This window comes from Moorella glycerini (genome assembly GCF_009735625.1).
Classification (GTDB): Bacteria; Bacillota; DSM-521; order Neomoorellales; family Neomoorellaceae; genus Neomoorella; species Neomoorella glycerini.
Window position 1 is genome coordinate 2,457,883 of sequence record NZ_CP046244.1, and the last position, 16,928, is coordinate 2,474,810.

The 16,928-nt window shown below is 55.6% G+C and carries 13 protein-coding genes; 11 read left to right on the forward strand and 2 right to left on the reverse strand.

The features are described from left to right. The first annotated feature begins 21 nt into the window (after positions 1–21). From nuoL to MGLY_RS12270, 4 genes are read left to right on the forward strand one after another with little or no spacing between them, the layout of a single operon-like run. The gene (gene nuoL / locus MGLY_RS12255; protein WP_156274230.1) at positions 22–1,896 is read left to right on the forward strand and encodes an NADH-quinone oxidoreductase subunit L; all 1,875 of its coding nucleotides are present in this window, start codon (positions 22–24) and stop codon (positions 1,894–1,896) included. Continuing rightward, entirely contained in the window at positions 1,893–3,422 is a 1,530-nt protein-coding gene (locus tag MGLY_RS12260) for a complex I subunit 4 family protein (protein WP_156274232.1), read from the forward strand. Before nuoL ends, MGLY_RS12260 begins: the two co-directional genes overlap by 4 nt. After that, positions 3,422–4,852: an NADH-quinone oxidoreductase subunit N gene (locus tag MGLY_RS12265; RefSeq protein ID WP_156274234.1), complete on the forward strand. Its 1,431-nt coding sequence runs from the start codon at positions 3,422–3,424 to the stop codon at positions 4,850–4,852. The genes MGLY_RS12260 and MGLY_RS12265 overlap by 1 nt, the downstream gene beginning before the upstream one ends. Positions 4,853–4,881: 29 nt before the next feature. After that, positions 4,882–5,244 (forward strand): YraN family protein, encoded by a 363-nt coding sequence (locus MGLY_RS12270; RefSeq protein ID WP_156274236.1) that lies wholly within the window; start codon positions 4,882–4,884, stop codon positions 5,242–5,244. Between the two features lie 12 nt (positions 5,245–5,256). Here the strand turns inward: MGLY_RS12270 and MGLY_RS12275 are convergent, their stop codons facing one another. Further along, positions 5,257–6,570: a histone deacetylase family protein gene (locus MGLY_RS12275; protein WP_156276421.1), complete on the reverse strand. Its 1,314-nt coding sequence runs from the start codon at positions 6,568–6,570 to the stop codon at positions 5,257–5,259. Next, complete coding sequence (locus tag MGLY_RS12280) at positions 6,563–8,236, reverse strand: hydantoinase/oxoprolinase family protein (protein WP_156274238.1); 1,674 nt, start codon at positions 8,234–8,236, stop codon at positions 6,563–6,565. The genes MGLY_RS12275 and MGLY_RS12280 overlap by 8 nt, the downstream gene beginning before the upstream one ends. A 188-nt stretch (positions 8,237–8,424) precedes the next feature. Between MGLY_RS12280 and MGLY_RS12285 the strand changes: the two genes are divergently transcribed. The 7 genes from MGLY_RS12285 (at position 8,425) to MGLY_RS12315 (ending at position 16,898) form a co-directional block, all read left to right on the forward strand. Then, positions 8,425–9,357: an N-acetylmuramoyl-L-alanine amidase gene (locus MGLY_RS12285; RefSeq protein WP_170291055.1), complete on the forward strand. Its 933-nt coding sequence runs from the start codon at positions 8,425–8,427 to the stop codon at positions 9,355–9,357. A gap of 4 nt (positions 9,358–9,361) precedes the next feature. Further along, positions 9,362–10,012: a coenzyme F420-0:L-glutamate ligase gene (locus tag MGLY_RS12290; RefSeq protein WP_156274240.1), complete on the forward strand. Its 651-nt coding sequence runs from the start codon at positions 9,362–9,364 to the stop codon at positions 10,010–10,012. Positions 10,013–10,210: 198 nt separating this feature from the next. Then, complete coding sequence (locus MGLY_RS12295) at positions 10,211–11,218, forward strand: isocitrate/isopropylmalate dehydrogenase family protein (protein WP_170291056.1); 1,008 nt, start codon at positions 10,211–10,213, stop codon at positions 11,216–11,218. Between the two features lie 21 nt (positions 11,219–11,239). Then, a complete protein-coding gene (locus tag MGLY_RS12300; protein WP_156274244.1) occupies positions 11,240–11,920 on the forward strand; it encodes a metallophosphoesterase in 681 nt (226 codons plus the stop codon). Positions 11,921–12,132: 212 nt separating this feature from the next. Next, complete coding sequence (locus tag MGLY_RS12305; RefSeq protein WP_156274246.1) at positions 12,133–14,337, forward strand: phosphodiester glycosidase family protein; 2,205 nt, start codon at positions 12,133–12,135, stop codon at positions 14,335–14,337. A gap of 269 nt (positions 14,338–14,606) precedes the next feature. Then, a complete protein-coding gene (locus MGLY_RS12310) occupies positions 14,607–15,698 on the forward strand; it encodes a D-alanine--D-alanine ligase family protein (RefSeq protein WP_156274248.1) in 1,092 nt (363 codons plus the stop codon). A 183-nt stretch (positions 15,699–15,881) separates the two neighbouring features. Then, positions 15,882–16,898: a LacI family DNA-binding transcriptional regulator gene (locus MGLY_RS12315; RefSeq protein ID WP_156274250.1), complete on the forward strand. Its 1,017-nt coding sequence runs from the start codon at positions 15,882–15,884 to the stop codon at positions 16,896–16,898. Positions 16,899–16,928: the final 30 nt, after the last annotated feature.

Below are 16,928 nucleotides of genomic sequence, written 5' to 3' on the forward strand. Positions count from 1 at the left end.
CAATAAGGCAGGTGATATCCCGTGATCAAATATGCCTGGTTGATACCGGTTTTTCCCACTGTTGCCTTTCCCATCATTATCTTCCTGACGCGCAAGGTGCGCCTTTTAAGCGCCCTGGTGGCCATTGCCGCCATAAGCGCCAGCTTTGTCATGGCCGTCGGGGTATTACGGGAAGTCTTCCTCCTGGGTGTAACCATGGAGAAACCGGTGGAATATGCTGTCCCGTGGCTCCAGATCCCGGGACTTTTAAAGATTGAGGCCGGGATATTAATTGATCCCTTGAGCGCAGTAATGCTCCTGGTAGTTACCCTGGTGGCCCTGCTGGTGGAAATTTACTCGGTCGGCTATATGCACGGCGACCCGGGCTTTTCTTCCTTCTTCAGTTACCTGTCCCTTTTCAGCGCCTCCATGCTGGGCCTGGTCCTGGCCAACAACTATTTCATGATCTTTTTCTTCTGGGAACTGGTAGGACTTTGTTCTTACCTTCTTATTGGCTTCTATTACCATAAACACGCGGCGGCCCGGGCCGGGTTAAAGGCTTTTGTGACCAACCGGGTGGCCGACTTCGGTTTTATGCTGGGCTTTTTCTTCCTCTTTGCCATGTTTGGGACCTTTAATTTCCGGGAGCTGGCCGAAGCCATTCCCGGCTATCAAAATACCGGCTTTTTAGCCCTGGCGGCAGCCCTGGTATTTATCGGCCCCATCGGCAAGTCGGCCCAGTTTCCCCTCCATGTCTGGCTGCCTGATGCCATGGAAGGCCCCACGCCGGTGAGCGCCCTGATCCATGCCGCGACCATGGTGGCTGCCGGTGTCTATTTACTGGCGCGGGCCTATGTCCTCTTTGCCAGCCTGCCCGGCATCATGCTGCTGGTGGCCTATGTGGGCGGCTTTACGGCTTTATTTTCGGCCACCATTGCCGTTGCCCAGCGGGACATCAAGCGGATACTCGCCTACTCGACCATGAGCCAGCTGGGTTACATGGTCATGGCCATGGGCGTAGGCAGCATGACGGCCGGCATGTTCCACCTTATGACTCATGCCTTCTTTAAAGCCCTCCTCTTCCTGGGAGCCGGCAGTGTGATCCATGCCCTGGAAGAACAGGACATTTTCCGCATGGGTGGCTTATACAAGGATATGAAGATTACCGCCGGTACCTTTATCATTGCTGCTTTAGCCCTGGCCGGGCTCCCGCCCCTGGCCGGATTCTGGAGCAAGGATGAAATCCTGGCCGCAGCCTTTGACCATGGTTTTATCGGGCTTTATATCCTGGGTACCCTGGTAGCCTTCCTGACAGCCTTTTATATGTTCCGCCTGATCTTCGTGGCCTTTTTTGGCGACCGGCGCGCCGGCCTCCACGGCCATGAGTCGCCTTTAACCATGACCATACCTTTGCTTATCCTGGCCGTACTTTCGGTGGTGGCGGGTTTCGTGGGGACTCCCTTTGCCGGCCACGGCTTCAGTACCTTTGTCTATTATGGCGAGCCCCACCATGTGGAACCCAACTACGCCGTGATGCTTGTTTCAGTAATTGTTGCCCTGGCTGGTATCGGCCTGGCCTGGCTCTTCTATGGCCGTCCCAGCGACGTGCCGGAAAAGCTGGCGACCCGCTACCGCAGCATCTATGCGTTATTAGTGAACAAGTTTTATATCGACGAAATCTATATGTGGCTTTTCCGCCGCGTGGTCCTGGGCCTGTCGGAAGCCTTTAATTGGCACGACCGCCATGTAGTTGACGGCATCTTTGACGGTGTCGGCGATATGACCCGCATCGCGGGCCGGAAACTGCGCCTGCTCCAGACGGGGAACCTGCAGACCTATGCCCTGGTGATCTTCACCGCCGTCATGATTATTGCCCTCTGGATGGCGGCACCGGTGTTAGGAGGGGTGATCCAGTGAATTTTCCCATCTTAACGGCCATTATGCTGGCCCCGGTGGTGGGGCTGCTCTTGATCCTGCTAATTCCGGAAAAGGAACAGCTGACCATTAAGATTACCGCCGCTGTGGCCACCTTTGTTTCCCTGGTGCTGGCCATCCTGGCCTACGTGCTTTATGATCACGGCCAGGGAGGACTGCAATTCCTCCAGGATATTCCCTGGGTACCGGCCTTCGGCATTAATTATTCCGTCTGTGTCGACGGGATGAGCATGCCCCTGGTACTGCTGACGGCCATAGTTATCTTTACCGGCGTCTTTGCATCCTGGGATATGACCAAACGGGTGAAGGAATTCTTTATTTTCCTGCTAATGCTGGTGACGGGGGTTTTCGGCGTCTTTATCAGCCGCGATCTCTTTTTCTTCTACCTCTTCTTTGAGGTAGCGGTGATCCCCATGTACCTTTTAATAGGTATCTGGGGTAGTACCAGGAAAGAATACGCGGCCATGAAGCTGACTCTGTACCTCCTGGTCGGCAGCGCCTTTGCCCTGATTGGTATTATTGCCACCTTCCTGTACGCTGCGCAGCAGTTGGGTCATGCCACCTTTGACATCCAGACCCTGGCCACGGTCAAGTATGACCTGGGCTTCCAGAAATTTGTCTTCTTCTTGATGTTGATCGGTTTTGGGGTGCTGGTGCCCATCTGGCCCCTGCACCTGTGGTCACCGGACGGCCACGTGGCTGCACCGACGGCGGTCAGTATGCTTCATGCCGGTGTCTTAATGAAGCTGGGGGCCTACGGTCTCATCAGGGTGGGCGTTTTCCTCTTCCCGGAAGGAGCCAAATACTGGGCGCCCCTCATTGCCGTTCTCTGTATAGTGAATGTGGTCTACGGGGCCATGATTGCCATGGTCCAGAAAGACCTCAAGTTTGTTATCGGTTACAGCAGCGTCAGCCATATGGGTTACGTCCTGCTGGGGATAGCCGCCCTCAATACCTTGAGTCTGAACGGGGCGGTAGCCCAGATGTTTGCCCACGGCATCATGACGGCCCTCTTCTTTGCCCTGGTAGGCAATGTCTACCATAAGGCCCATACCAGGGAAATTGCCCGCTTTGGCGGCCTGGCCCACCAGATGCCGCGGGTAGCGGCCGGCTTCCTCATTGGCGGCCTGGCCTCCCTGGGCCTCCCGGGCCTTAACAACTTTGTGGCCGAGTTTCTTATTTTCATGGGTTCCTTTACCCGGGAACAGTCTTTACTGGGCGGCCTCCTCTCCTACCGGTTCCTTTCCATCCTGGCCATTTCGGGTATTGTCATAACGGCCACCTATGTTTTACGGGTGGTCAAGAATACCTTCTTTGGCCCGCGGAAAGCCGAATGGGATCACCTGGAGGATGCCCGCGGGGTGGAGATGGTGCCCATTGTCGTTTTAGTAGCCACCCTGATCCTCTTTGGCTTGTTGCCTTCCCTGCAGATTGACATGATCAACAGCGGTGTAGCCCCGCTCGTAGCTAAAATAGAAGCTGCGAAGGCGATAGGGGGTATTTTCTGATGGCGAATCTTTATCTACTGACGGTGGAAATCTTAACGGCAGCGTTGGGTTTGGGGCTGCTGGCATTAGGCCTCCTGGTGCCTAAAAGCGATCGCCGGGGTATTGGCTATGTAGCAGCTGCCGGCCTGGCCGGCCTGATGGTGGCTGCCTTTAGCATGCGGGATGCCAGCGGGGTAATCCTGGGTGGATATGTTATCGACTCCTTCGGCACCTATTTCAAAGTTTTATTCCTGGCCGCGGCCCTCCTGACTGCTGTTTGTTCCTTTGATTATGTGGAAAAGATGGGCTTTAACCAGGGAGAATATTATGCTTTGCTGGTGCTGGCCACCCTGGGGATGATGGTCCTGGCTTCTTCCGGCGAGCTGATCAGCCTTTACCTGGGCCTGGAACTGATGACCATTACCTTCTGTATCCTGGCCGCCTATCGCCTCGATGATGCCAGATCGGCCGAGGCCGGTATCAAGTACGTCCTGCTGGGGGCCATGTCCTCGGCCATTCTCCTGTACGGCTTGAGCCTGGTCTATGGGGCCAGCGGCAGCACGGTAATCAAGGAGATTGGCCAGGCGGTAGCGGCCGGTGGTGCCAGCCCGGCCCTCCTCCTGGGAACCATCTTTCTCCTGGCTGGTTTTGCCTTTAAGGTAACGGCCGTACCCTTTCACATGTGGTCTCCCGATGTTTATGAGGGGGCGCCGACGCCGGTGACGGGTTTCCTGTCGGTGGCTTCCAAGGCCGCCGGTTTTGCTGCCCTGGTACGGGTGTTTTTCGGCGCCCTGCCGGACCTGCACAACTTCTGGGTGCAGCTCTTTATCGCCCTGGCAGTGCTGACCATGGTCCTGGGCAACCTGGTGGCCATCCCCCAGACCAATATCAAGCGGTTGCTGGCCTATTCCAGTATCTCCCAGGCCGGCTACCTGCTCCTGGGTATTGTTTCCTTCTCGGTCCTGGGCATTGGCGCTATCATGTACTATGCTATGCTCTACGTCTTCGGCAACATGGGCGCCTTTATGGCGGCCACGGCTTTCTACAACACCGATGGGAGCGATGAGATCAGGGATTATGCCGGCCTGGCTAGGCGCTCGCCCCTGGTGGCGGCGGTAATGCTCTTTTCCCTGCTGTCCCTGGCGGGGATACCGCCCATGGCCGGCTTTGTGGGCAAGTTTTACCTGTTCATGTCCATTATCTCCCGGGGTTATATCTGGCTGGCCATCCTTGGTATCCTGATGAGTATGGTTTCCGTCTACTACTACCTGCTGGTGGCCAAGGCCATGTACCTGGGTAACCCGCCGGAAGGGAGCCAACCGCTGCGGGTCGCTCCCGGCCTCCAGGTAGCCATGGTGGTATCCCTGCTGGTCCTCTTCCTCCTGGGGATTTACCCGACCCCATTGACCGATTATGCCATGAACTCGGCAGTGTCCTTCTTTATGCCTTGAGAAGATACCTTGAGAAGAGGTGCATAGCCATGACTATGGCGCGGCGGCGGCGCGGCCAGCTAGGGGAGGCAGCCGCCGCTGCTTATTTAGAGCGCAGGGGCTACCGGCTGCTGGCGCGCAATTACCGCTGCCCCCTGGGGGAAATAGACATTATTGCTGCCGACGGCGAGGCAGTTGTTTTTGTCGAGGTACGCACCCGCTCGGTAGCTACCTTCGGTACACCCCAGGAATCGATTGACGGCCGCAAGCAAATGCGCCTGCGCCGCCTGGCTAATTATTACCTTAGCAAGCACGGTTTGAGCAACCGTCCCTGCCGTTTTGATGTGGTGGCCGTATGGCTGGACCGGCAGGAGAGAGTGACGGGGATAGAAGTTATAAAGGGAGCTTTTTAGGCTTTTCCAAAATTATTTCTTTAACAGCTGATCCGCCACCCGGTCCTGGAGGTAGATACCGTCCCTGTAAGCCCCGGCAGAGGCGCGCTCAAAGAGGGCGTGGCCTTCTTCCTGGCAGCGGCGGCAGGCGTCGCGGGGGATAAAAATGGCCAGGATGTGCCGGCCCCTGTCGGTACGGGAATCGATCCAGGTCAGCCCGCCGCAAGAATCACATACTAGCGTTGTTTCTTCCTGGGTTTCCATCAGCCCCTCGGTGTCGTAATAGATCTGGCGCCGGCGGCTGATTTCTTTTTTATCCCGGACATAGGCCGCCCGCAAGGTTTCCCGCTGCTGCCAGGCCTTATAAGTTTCATCGCACAGGCGGGCGATGTAATCGCTGACCCGGGAGGACTGGGCCACCCTGGCCGGGCTGTAGTCAGGCTCGCGGATGCCGGAGTAATCCAGGCCGGCCAGGGCCAGGATAATCCCCACATTGACATAGGGCAGGGCACCTTCGATGGAGTAGCCACCCTCTAAGACGGCGATATCCGGTTGCAGGCGGTCATTCAGGCGGGCGTAACCCTGGGCCGAAAAACGCATGTTGGTGATGGGATCGGTATAATGGTTATCCTGGCCGGCGGAATTGATGACCAGATCGGGTTTAAAATCGGCCAGTACGGGCAGGATGAAATGGTCCAGGGCGTAGAGGAAGCCTTCTTCGCCTGTCTCGGGCGGCAGGGGCAGGTTTAAATTATAGCCAAAGGCGTTCGGTCCCCCGAACTCATCCAGGAAACCGGTGCCCGGGTAGAGGGTACGCCCGTCCTGGTGCAAAGAAATATAAAGGGTGTCTGGATCATGCCAGTAGATGTCCTGGCTGCCGTCGCCGTGGTGGCAGTCGGTATCCACAATGGCGATGCGCTTTTTACCATAATGGCGGCGGATATATTCGATCATAATGGCTTCTATATTAATATTGCAGAACCCCCGGGCGCCGTGGACAATGCGCAGGGCATGGTGCCCCGGCGGCCGGACAATGGCAAAGGCTTTATCTACCTCACCCTTGAGGACGGCTTCGGCAGCCACTATAGCGCCGCCGGCGGCTATCAGGTGAGATGCGGTGACCCGGGACATGACATCAGGAACACAGACGTGCACCCTTTCCACATCGGCCACTGTTGCCAGGCGGGGGCGGTATTCATAGATGCCGTCGATATCGAGGATGCCTTCTTCCAGGACCTGGTCCTGGGTATAGAGGAGCCGCTCTTCCCGTTCCGGGTGGGTAGGGCTGATGGCCCAGTCAAAGGCCGGGAAAAAGACCAGGCCCAGGCGACGGGCGGCTTTATACATCATCCGCATCTCCCTTCAGGGGGGTGACCCGGGGTTTAACCTGAACTTTTACCCGGATATTTTTACCGGTAGTATAAAAACCGGAAACCATGTTAAAGGATTGTTCTTCCACTACTTCCAGCTCGGTGCCGGCCACTTCCGGGGCCAGGCGCACGAGACGCTCGCGTAAAAGCTCCAGGGCGCGATTACGGGCCCGCTCCAGGTTAAAGCCGGCGGGGATCTTTTCCCGGAGGCCCTCTTCGGGAACAGTTAGCAATCCCTGTTCGGTGTCGGCCAGGAGGGTCAATTCCGTAGTGGGCTGGCTTAAAGCTGCCCCAATGGCATTGGCTACCCCGGCCAGGTGAGGGACGATGACCGGGAGGCCGAAAGCAGCTTCCAGCTCGGCCGCCAGGAGGGGTGCCGGGGCGCCAATGACAATCACCTGGGCGGGTTGTAATTGTTTGCCTGCCAGCACTTCGCGGACGGTGTAGACCGGCCGGCTGTTGATTTTAGCCAGCAGGGCGCGGCTTTGCCGGGCAATTTCCCCCGCCATTTGCTGCAAGATCGCAGCGGCCATATGCAGTGTACCAAGTCCCAGCTTATCGCCCAGTTCGGCTATGCCCTGGCGAGCGGCAGCCTTATCCCCCAGGTCCAGGCGGCCCAGGGTAATGAGGGCATCGGTAGGGGTAACGGCCGGGCCGCCCAGGGCCCGGGCCGGCCCCTGGCGGCCGGGGCCGATGGTTAAACGGCCCTCCTGTACCTGCAGGCAGCTGTCGCCCCCCAGGCCCAGGGAGTAACTGAACAGCGCCCGCACCAGGGTTGGGTAGCCGGCGAGACTTATGCCCTGGGGTTCATAGAGAGGCACACCGCCGGCCAGGAAGGCAATATCAGTGGTTGTCCCGCCTATATCCAGGATGATGGCATCTTGCCAAGTTGGCGCCAGGGCCAGGGCGCCCATGATGCTGGCCGCAGGGCCGGAAAGGATAGTCTCTACGGGTAAGGACTGGGAGGCCTCCAGGGACAGGGTGCCGCCATCGGCCTTTAAAATATCGGGTGCAACGGGTAATTTCTTTTTGGTAGTAAAAGTTTCAATGGCGGCCGCAAAGGAACTATAGGTAGCAGCGACGGCGCTATTCAGGTAGGCGGTAAAGACCCGGCGGGGGAAGTTTAACCAACCTGACAGGCGGTGGCCCATGGTTATAAAATCGTAGCCAGGGGAGAGGGCCTCCTTTATAGCCAGTTCATGTTCCGGATTACGGGTGGAAAACTTGCCGGCAATGGCCAGGTGGCGGATGCCGGCCTGCTGCAACTCCCTGTCGGCAGCCTTAATCTCCGCCTCTACCAGCGGGCTGGTAGGGCGGCCGCGGTGGTCGATGGACCCCGAAAGGATAAAGTTTTTCTGGCCGCAGGCGAGTAGAGCGGGATTTAAGCCCGGCCCCGGCTCCAGGAGTAAACCTACGGGGCTGGAGCGGCCGGTAACGATGGCGTTGGTACAGATGGTTGTGCTTAAATTGAGGCGCTTGATTGAGGAGGGATTGATACCGGCCAGGATAGCTTCCAGGGCCCGGGTAACGGTGCCGAGGTAGTCTTCCGGGTCGGTATTTGTTTTATAGTGGCGCAGGATGCGGCCCCCGGCAATGAGGACAGCATCGGTATGGGTCCCACCCATATCCAGTCCTACAAACATTTACCTCGCCTCCAGGTTTATTTTAGAACTTTAAGCCTGGAGTTGCAAGGATATTGCGCTACCGGCCAATTATTTTCTGCGGTTTACAGGGTTTAACTTGAAAATATTAATGAAAAGAGTATAATTGAAGCTTGTAAAATACACCAGTTATTCTTTTAGGGGGACTCCTGGCATATGAATGATAGCGGGTGGTCCAGCGCCTGCCTGTGAACATTGTTAGCGAGGTGAAGAAGTTGCCCCCCACCCCCCGGCTGACCAATCTCTATAGCAAGGTAATCCTGGAGGGAGAAGAGCAGTTCAGCACCGTTACCATTGAAGCTACTGCCCCGCCTGCCGTGGTAATCGACTACCCTGAACCGGGTGCCTGCCGGGTGACCCTGCGGGCCCTCCTGAATATGTACCCTGGCCCCCTTTATGTCCAGGACGGTATTCTCCGGGAAGTAACGGTTGAGCCGGGTGAAGGGCAGGTTACTTTTAACATTACCCTTGATGAAGCCGTCCGGGCGACGTTGACTGCCGTAAAAGGGATTCCCTACCGGGTGGTGTTGCGCTTCAGCCGCCGGCCCCTGCAGGAATTTTACCGGGATAAAGTAATTATCCTTGACCCGGGCCACGGGGGGACCGATGGCGGCTGGCGGGGACCGGTGAATCTCTGGGAGCGGGATATGGCCTGGAAGACCGCCCTGGAACTGGCGCGGGTCCTGGAAGGGTTCAAAGCCCGGGTGATCTGGACCCGCGCGGAGGAGGAGAACCCCTCCTGGGAGGAACGCCTGCTGAAAGTTACCCCGGCAACTTTTTGCTTTATCAGCGTCCATGAGCACGGGGCGGCGGATGCAGGCCAGCGGGGGACGGCCGTCCTGTATAATCCCACCTCACGGGGTAATGAGGAACTGGCGGCTAAGGTTTTAGAGAGAATTGTGGCCAGGGTTAAGACCCCGGTACGGGGGATAAAAGCCGACGAGGAGCTGGCCCGCCTCGGGGAGGTACCTGGCTTGCGGCTGGAACCGGTAGCCATTACCAGCTGGGTCGATGAAGGTTTGTTACGCAACCCCTATTTCCACCAGAAGGTAGCCCTGGCTACCGCCGTGGCTATCAAACAACATTTCCGGCGGGGGAAATAAGCCTATGGCCAGGAAGCAGGCAAAAATCTTTTTCCATAAAATACCCATCCGCACCCACATCGTTACTGAAAAAGATGATGTAGTTGACCTGGCCCGGAAATATAGCGCCGGCATTGCCGCGCCCGGCGATTTTATCTGCCTGGCGGAAAGCGTCGTGGCCATTACCCAGGGCCGGGCCATTTTACCGGAAACGGTCCGCCCCGGCAGGCTGGCCCGTTTTTTAAGCCGTTTCCCCGGTAAAGACGGGAGCCTCGCCACCCCGCCGGCCATGCAGCTGGCCATCGAAGAAGTAGGTACGGCGCGCATCCTGGCCGGGTGTGCCGCTGCCGCCCTGGGCCGGTTAATCAAGAAAAAAGGCCTTTTCTACATTGTGGCCGGGCGCGAGTTGGCCCTGATCGACGATATAGCCGGTACCATGTACCCCTACGAGCGGCATATCGTTATGGGGCCTAAAAACCCGGGCCGCCTGGTGCAGGCCATTAAAAAAGCCACCGGGGCGGAAGCCGTGATTGCCGATGTCAATGATAAAAGGTGTGTGGACATCCTGGGCATCACTGATAACAGCTACCGGCAAGCAGTAATTGAGGCCTTACGGGATAACCCCTTTGGTAATGAAGATGAGCAGACCCCTATAGTCATCCTCAAGCGCCGGTAAAATAGATTGTAGGTGGTAAATTATATTGCCCGGGGGACGATTTTTAGGCTGGCATTGTTTCTATTCGCTCCCAACAAATGCCAGCCTGTTATTTTTATTTCTCTGATGGTGGGCGTTAACGCCGTACAGGGGCTTGTTCTCCGGGCGGACAAAACCGTATAATAATGGGGTAATGAGATTTTCTGGAGGTGGCTTTTGTTGAAGCATGTTGTTACCCTGATACCTGGTGATGGTACCGGCCCGGAAGTGATTGCTGCGGCCCGGCGGGTCCTGGATGCCAGCGGGGCCGGGCTGGAATGGGAAGTAATGGCGGCCGGGGAGACGGCCCTGGAGAAGCACGGCAGCGTATTACCGGAGGAAACCCTGGCTTCCATTCGTAAAAACGGTGTGGCCCTCAAAGGGCCCATCACCACCCCGGTGGGTACCGGTTTCCGCAGCGTCAATGTTGCTTTACGGAAGGAACTTGACCTTTATGCCAATATTCGCCCGGCCCGTAACCTGCCCAATGTACCCTCCCGTTACCAGGGTGTCGATTTGGTTATTTTCCGGGAGAACACGGAAGATCTCTATGCCGGCATAGAGCACATGGTAGGAGAAGAAGCGGCGGAAAGCATCAAAATCATCACCCGCAAAGGTTCCGAGCGTATTGCCCGGGCGGCCTTTGAATATGCCCGCCGTAATAGCAGGAAGAGGGTGACGGCCGGGCACAAGGCCAATATCATGAAATTCAGCGATGGTCTCTTCCTGCGGACTTTTTATGAAGTGGCTAAAGATTATCCCGATTTAACTGCTGACGACCGCATTGTGGACAACCTGAGCATGCAGCTGGTGCAGAAACCGGACCAATATGATGTCCTGGTTTTGCCCAACCTCTACGGCGATATCCTCTCCGACCTCTGCGCCGGCCTGGTAGGCGGCCTGGGCGTGGCCCCGGGGGCGAATATCGGCGACCGGGCGGCCGTTTTTGAACCTATACATGGCAGTGCGCCCAAATATGCCGGCCAGAATAAGGTTAACCCCCTGGCAACCATCCTCTCCGGGGTGATGATGCTGGAGCATTTAGGCAAAAAGGAGGCTGCCGGCAGGATTCAAAAGGCCATCCTGGCTGTCCTGGCCGAAGGAAAATACCTGACTTATGACCTGGGAGGCAGTGCCGGTACCAGCGAGATGGCCGACGCCATAGTAAGGGAGCTGGAGAAGGCGTAGCTACCTGGCGGAGGGGTAGGAGTGGCATTATTTGCCATCGCTGATTTGCACCTGGGCCGCGATATGGCCATGTTTGGGCCGGCATGGGAAAACCACCGGGCCAAGCTGGCCGACCGCTGGCAGAGGGTGGTGCACCCCGGGGATACAGTTTTAATCCTGGGAGATATTAGCTGGGGCATGCGCCTCGAGGATGCCCTGCCCGACCTGCAGTTCCTCAAGACCCTGCCGGGGTCCAAGCGCATCCTGAAAGGGAACCACGACTACTGGTGGCAGACGGAGCGCAAGATGGCGGCGACCATCCTTGATGCGGATGTTGCCCTTTTAAAGCCGGAAATCATTGCCGGGGTGGCCGTCTGCGGCACCCGGGGCTGGCTGGTTCCCCGGCACCCCCTTTTTAATGCAGAGACTGATGGAAAAGTTTACCGGCGGGAGGTCTTGCGCCTGGAGATGGCCCTGGATGGAGTGCAGAAGTTACGCCGGGAAGAGCCCCTGGCCGTGATGATGCATTTTCCCCCGGCCTGCCGCGGTGAAGCGACCGATTTTATAACGCTAATGCAGAGCTATGGCGTCAGTCACTGTTATTACGGTCACCTCCACGGCGCCGACCAGGAAAGGGCCCTGGTGGGGAAGGAATGGGGCATTAACTTTCACCTGGTGGCTGCCGATTATGTAAATTTTACCCCGGTTCTGGTATCCTGTTAATATTGCGACCTGTCCGTGCTTCCGGACAGGTCGCCAATTTTTTAGGGAACCTACCGGCCCCTGAGAACGTCTAATATAAATGCAGGGTCTTCATATTTCTGCCCCTTCCGGCGAAAAGTATGAAAATAAGGGCCGGCTTTAGTCTGACGGCGAGCGATGGAGCGGCCTGAGTAAAGCAGGGAGCAGTTCGGGTCAAAGACGGAGGAATAATTATGAGTTATAATAGCAAAAGGTTTTCATCTATCTTGCTGGTTATTTTCCTGGCTTTCGGCTTACTGGCCAACCCACTGTTATCCCTGGCAGCCGCTGCCTGGCAGGTAGTACCAGAGGTAGAGGAAGTCCCCCTGGCCACAGGTGTGCAGTATTCGGCCTATAAAATCAGTACTCCCGACTATAAGGAAGCGCTGAAGGTCTTAACTATCGATCCCCGGGACAGGTTTACGGTTCTGGAGACAGTCTTATCTCACGGCAACCTGGCCCTTGACCAGGAAAGACCCACGGCTATGGCTGCCCGGCTGGCTAAGGAAGGTAAGGCCGCAGTAGCGGCAACAAATGGTGATTTCTACAGCACCCAGGTGCCTTACTTGCCCATCGGCCTGCAAATAAGCAACGGCGAGCTGCTAATCAGCCCCCAGGGGTTTCCAGCCCTGGGGTTGACCAGGGATAAAAAAGCCATTATCGGTACTCCTGTCATGGCCGCCTACCTGACGGTGACCAGGGAAATACCGGGGAAAGGAGGAAGCGTGGCCCGGGTGGTTTACACTTACCCCATCGCCCACGTCAACCGGGAAAGGGGGGCCGACATGCTGGTCCTCTATACCCCGGCCTTTGCGGCCCGCACCGGTACCAATGACTACGGCACGGAAATAATTCTAAAAGGTGTTGACCTGCCCGTTAAAGCAGGCCGTACATATACCGGCACCGTGGCCGCCAGGATTGACGCCAAGGGTAATAACCCCATCCCGCCGGACGGGGTAGTACTCTCCGGCCACGGGAAGGCCCAGGAGTTTTTACAACAGCTTCATGCTGGCGACAAGGTTAATTTCACCATCAGATTTACCGATACCCGCTGGCATGATGTTATCCAGGCCGTGGGCGGCCATGAGATTATCCTGCAAAACGGGCAGGTCGTCCTGCCCGCGAACAGCACGGACCCCCTGGTAAGGTCCCGCCACCCCCGGACGGCTGTTGGCCTCACGAAGGATGGGCGCCTCGAGATAGTGGTAGCCGATGGCCGCCAGCCCGGCTACAGTAATGGTATGACCCTTTACGAACTGGCCGCATTTATGCAGGCCAGGGGGATGGTTGCGGCCCTGAACCTTGATGGTGGCGGTTCATCAGTGCTGGCGGCCCGTAATGCCGGCGAGTACGAGCTATCGATTTTAAACAAACCCTCCGACGGTCAGGAAAGGCCGGTTACCAATGGCCTGGTGGTTTTTTCTACTGCCCCCCGGGGTCAACTCAGCCATTTATACCTTCTTCCGGGCGCAATAAAGGTGTATAAAGGCAGTAAAGTGCAATTCAGCCTCAAGGCCCAGGATAATTATTATAACCCTGCCCCGGTACCTGCCGGTGTGACCTGGCACGTGGCGGGGAATGTGGGCCGCTTTATCTCCCCCGGCCTGTTCCAGGCCGAACATCCCGGCCAGGGTGAGATTACCGCCCGGGCAGGGATGGTAAAAGCTACCTCCAGGGTTACTGTCGTCGATAAGGTATACAGGCTGGAAATTACCCCGGCCATTGCCACCCTGCAGCCCGGTGCTGTCCAGCAGTTTACAGTAACGGCCTTTGATGCCGGAGGCAACGAAATCTATGTGGACAGCTCTTTGTACCGGTGGACGGCCAGCGAAGGGCTGGGCCGGTTTGACCCGGAAAAGGGGCAACTGGTACTGGCCAAGATAGCGAGTAATGCCTGGGTCAAGGTCAGGCTGGGTGACCGGGAAGCTGTAGCTGCAATCAACCCCGCCCTGGAGCTGGCTCTGGCTCTAGATGGCCAGCCCGTAGCCGGGCAGGAGGTAACCCTGGTCGTCCGCCACAACGGTGCGCCGGTAGCGGGGGCGGTGGTCCAGCAAATCCAGCCAGCGGCGACATTAGGCCAGGTAACGGCACGAGCCCTCTATGTAAGGACAGGTCCGGGAACTGGGCATAAAGCCATTACCCAGGTACCGAAAGGTTACCGGCTGGCTATCCTGGCCAGGCTGGAAAATGGCTGGCTGCAGGTGCGCCTCCAGGACGACCGGGAAGGCTATGTAGCGGGGGAGTATGTTATTGTCCAGGAAGGCAGCCGCAACTTGGGCGCAACGGATGCTGCAGGTAAAATACGGTTTACGGCCAAGGTGGCCGGGAGTTATAGCTTTGTTGCAATGAAAGAAGGTTTTTTACAGGCTAACCTGAACGTGGTGTTTAGCGAGAAATAATTTACTCCAGGTCGTGCTCCTCAAGATTAAATCTTAGGTGAAAGATGCGCCTTTTAAAATTAAAGACTGCGCCCGGTAAGACTACTCCGGGCGTCTTTGTATTTTTGTTAAAAATGGTTTGCAGCAGTTATTAATTTGTATTTGGACCTGACAATTAATGCCAATTAAGCTATGGACGAGCAAATATTTAAATGGCTGCCATATATATGGTATAATATGGTGGTTTTATCAACAACAGGTTACCGGTAAAAGCAGGGAGGAGGAACTTTTTGCTGCGCATACTGTTTCTTTTCAATGCTGTCCCCGCCCGGGAGCGCCGGGGACCCTACAGTGATTGTCTCTCCTGGGAGACAGTACGCCAGATTTACCGGGCGTTACTGGAAGGCGGCAACGAGGTTTACCCTGTTAATGTCCGCAGCCGTCACCAGCTGGAGAAATCCCTTTCCCGCCTGCCGGCTCCCCACCTGGCCTTTGTCCTGGCCGAAGGTTTTCTCGACGAGCCCCATACCCTGTATGATGGGAGCGGCGCTGCCACGGTCCGGTTTTTACTGCAACAGTACGGCATTCCTACCAGCCATTCTCCCACGGCGGCCATGGAAATATGCCGCCACAAAAACCTTACCTATCAAGTTTTACAGCAACACGGTTTGCCGGTACCATCCTACCGGGTGCTAGAACCGGCCCGGGGGTTGCTGCGGCAACAGCTGGCCCGGGCAGTGGCGGAACTGGGATTCCCTCTATTTGTTAAACCCAATGGCGGCGGTAACAGTATTGGCATCAGTGACGCTTCGGTCGTGTATGATTTTTCCCGGCTGGAGCGCCAGGTAAATAGCCTGCGGGAAACCCTGGGTGAGCTGCCTGTTTTGGTAGAAAAATACCTCCCGGGACAGGAGTTTACCGTGGGCCTTATTGGCCGGTCGCCCTGCTACGTCTTGCCTCCCTTAGCATTTCTTTCCCGGGAAGTCAGGACTACTACCGTCAAGGGGAAGCCGAATGAAATAGAAAATATTTTCCCGGAGGACAGGCGTTATAATTTTTTAAGCGAACTGGCCGTCAAAGTGCTGGCGGCCATTGGAGCCAAGGATGCCTTAAGGATTGACCTGCGCTCTGATAGCGAGGGAGTGGTCTATATCATTGATGTGAACGGGACTCCCTCCTTGAGTCCTATGGCTTCCTTAACGACCATGGCCATGGCTTCCGGTTTAAGATACAGCCAGTTTATTAATTTTATCCTCTACCAGTCGCTGCTGGAATATGGCCTGGTACCAGGCGGTAAATTGCAGGACCTGGTAGCTCCGGCCCTGGGTTTGTTGCACCTCTACCGCCGGGAAACACGGCCCCTGCAGGTATTTTCGGCTTAAATATTTCTGTTTTCTTGTATCTCTGGCCAGGACTCCTTTTGTTAACCATGGATTAATTTTTTTAGCAAATAAAGAAGGATTCTTTTAAATAGTGTCGAATACATTCTTTACAAAGAAAAGAAAGCGCTTTCATTACGTAAATTTTTTTACCAGTTACTGAAAGCGCTTTCTGGAGGAAGGGCTATGGCCGGGGCAACTATTTATGACGTGGCCAAAAAGGCCGGGGTGTCAATTTCCACCGTATCCCGGGTCCTAAATAACAGTTCCCGGGTAAAGGAAAGTAACCGGGAACGCGTTTTACAGGCGATAGAAGAACTGGGATATGAACGCAATTTACTCGCAGCAGCTCTGATGAAAAAAAATACCCATACACTGGGCTTGATTATCGCCGATATTGCCAACCCTTTTTATGCCGAGATAGCCAGGGCGGTAGAAGATAAAGCGGCTGAGAATCATTTCAACGTAATTGTCTGCAACACTGATAATAATCTTAAAAAAGAAGCTGCTTATATTGCCATTTTACGCCAAAAAAGAATCGATGGCATCATTTTTACTACACCGGAAATTAACAATAACAACATAAAGAAGCTTTATCAGGAACAACCTGATTTTCCCATGGTGTTAATAGGGAGCAGGATAGAAGGCTGTGCTATCGATACCGTTTTAGTAAATAACTATCTTGGTACAACAGAAGCCATGAAATATCTCACATCTTTGGGCCACAAGCGCATTGGTTTCATCTACGGTTTACCGACAACCTTATCTTCCAGAGAGCGCCTTGCTGGTTACCATCATTATCTGGCTGAAAACGGAATGAAAAGAGATAGTAAACTCATCCTGGGTGGCGCTTTTAAAATTGAAAATGGTTATCAAAAAGCAAAAGAGCTTTTACAACTGGAAAATCCTCCAACAGCCATTTTTGCTGCCAATGACTTAATAGCTATAGGTGCCCTGGAGACCGCCAGGGAAATGGGAATAGAAGTACCAAACGAACTTTCAATCCTTGGTTATGATAATATTAACCTTTCAACTATAACTTATCCCAAGTTGACTACTGTGGCCCAGCCTATGATGGAGATGGGTGCCAGGGCGGCTGAAATGGTTATCGAAAGAATTCATGGACGCCGTAGTTCCCCAGAAGTTGTTACCCTTTTACCCCGACTGGTGGTAAGGGATTCAACTGGACCTGTTAGGAGGTGATGTTTATGAGATAGGTTAGCAAATTATAAT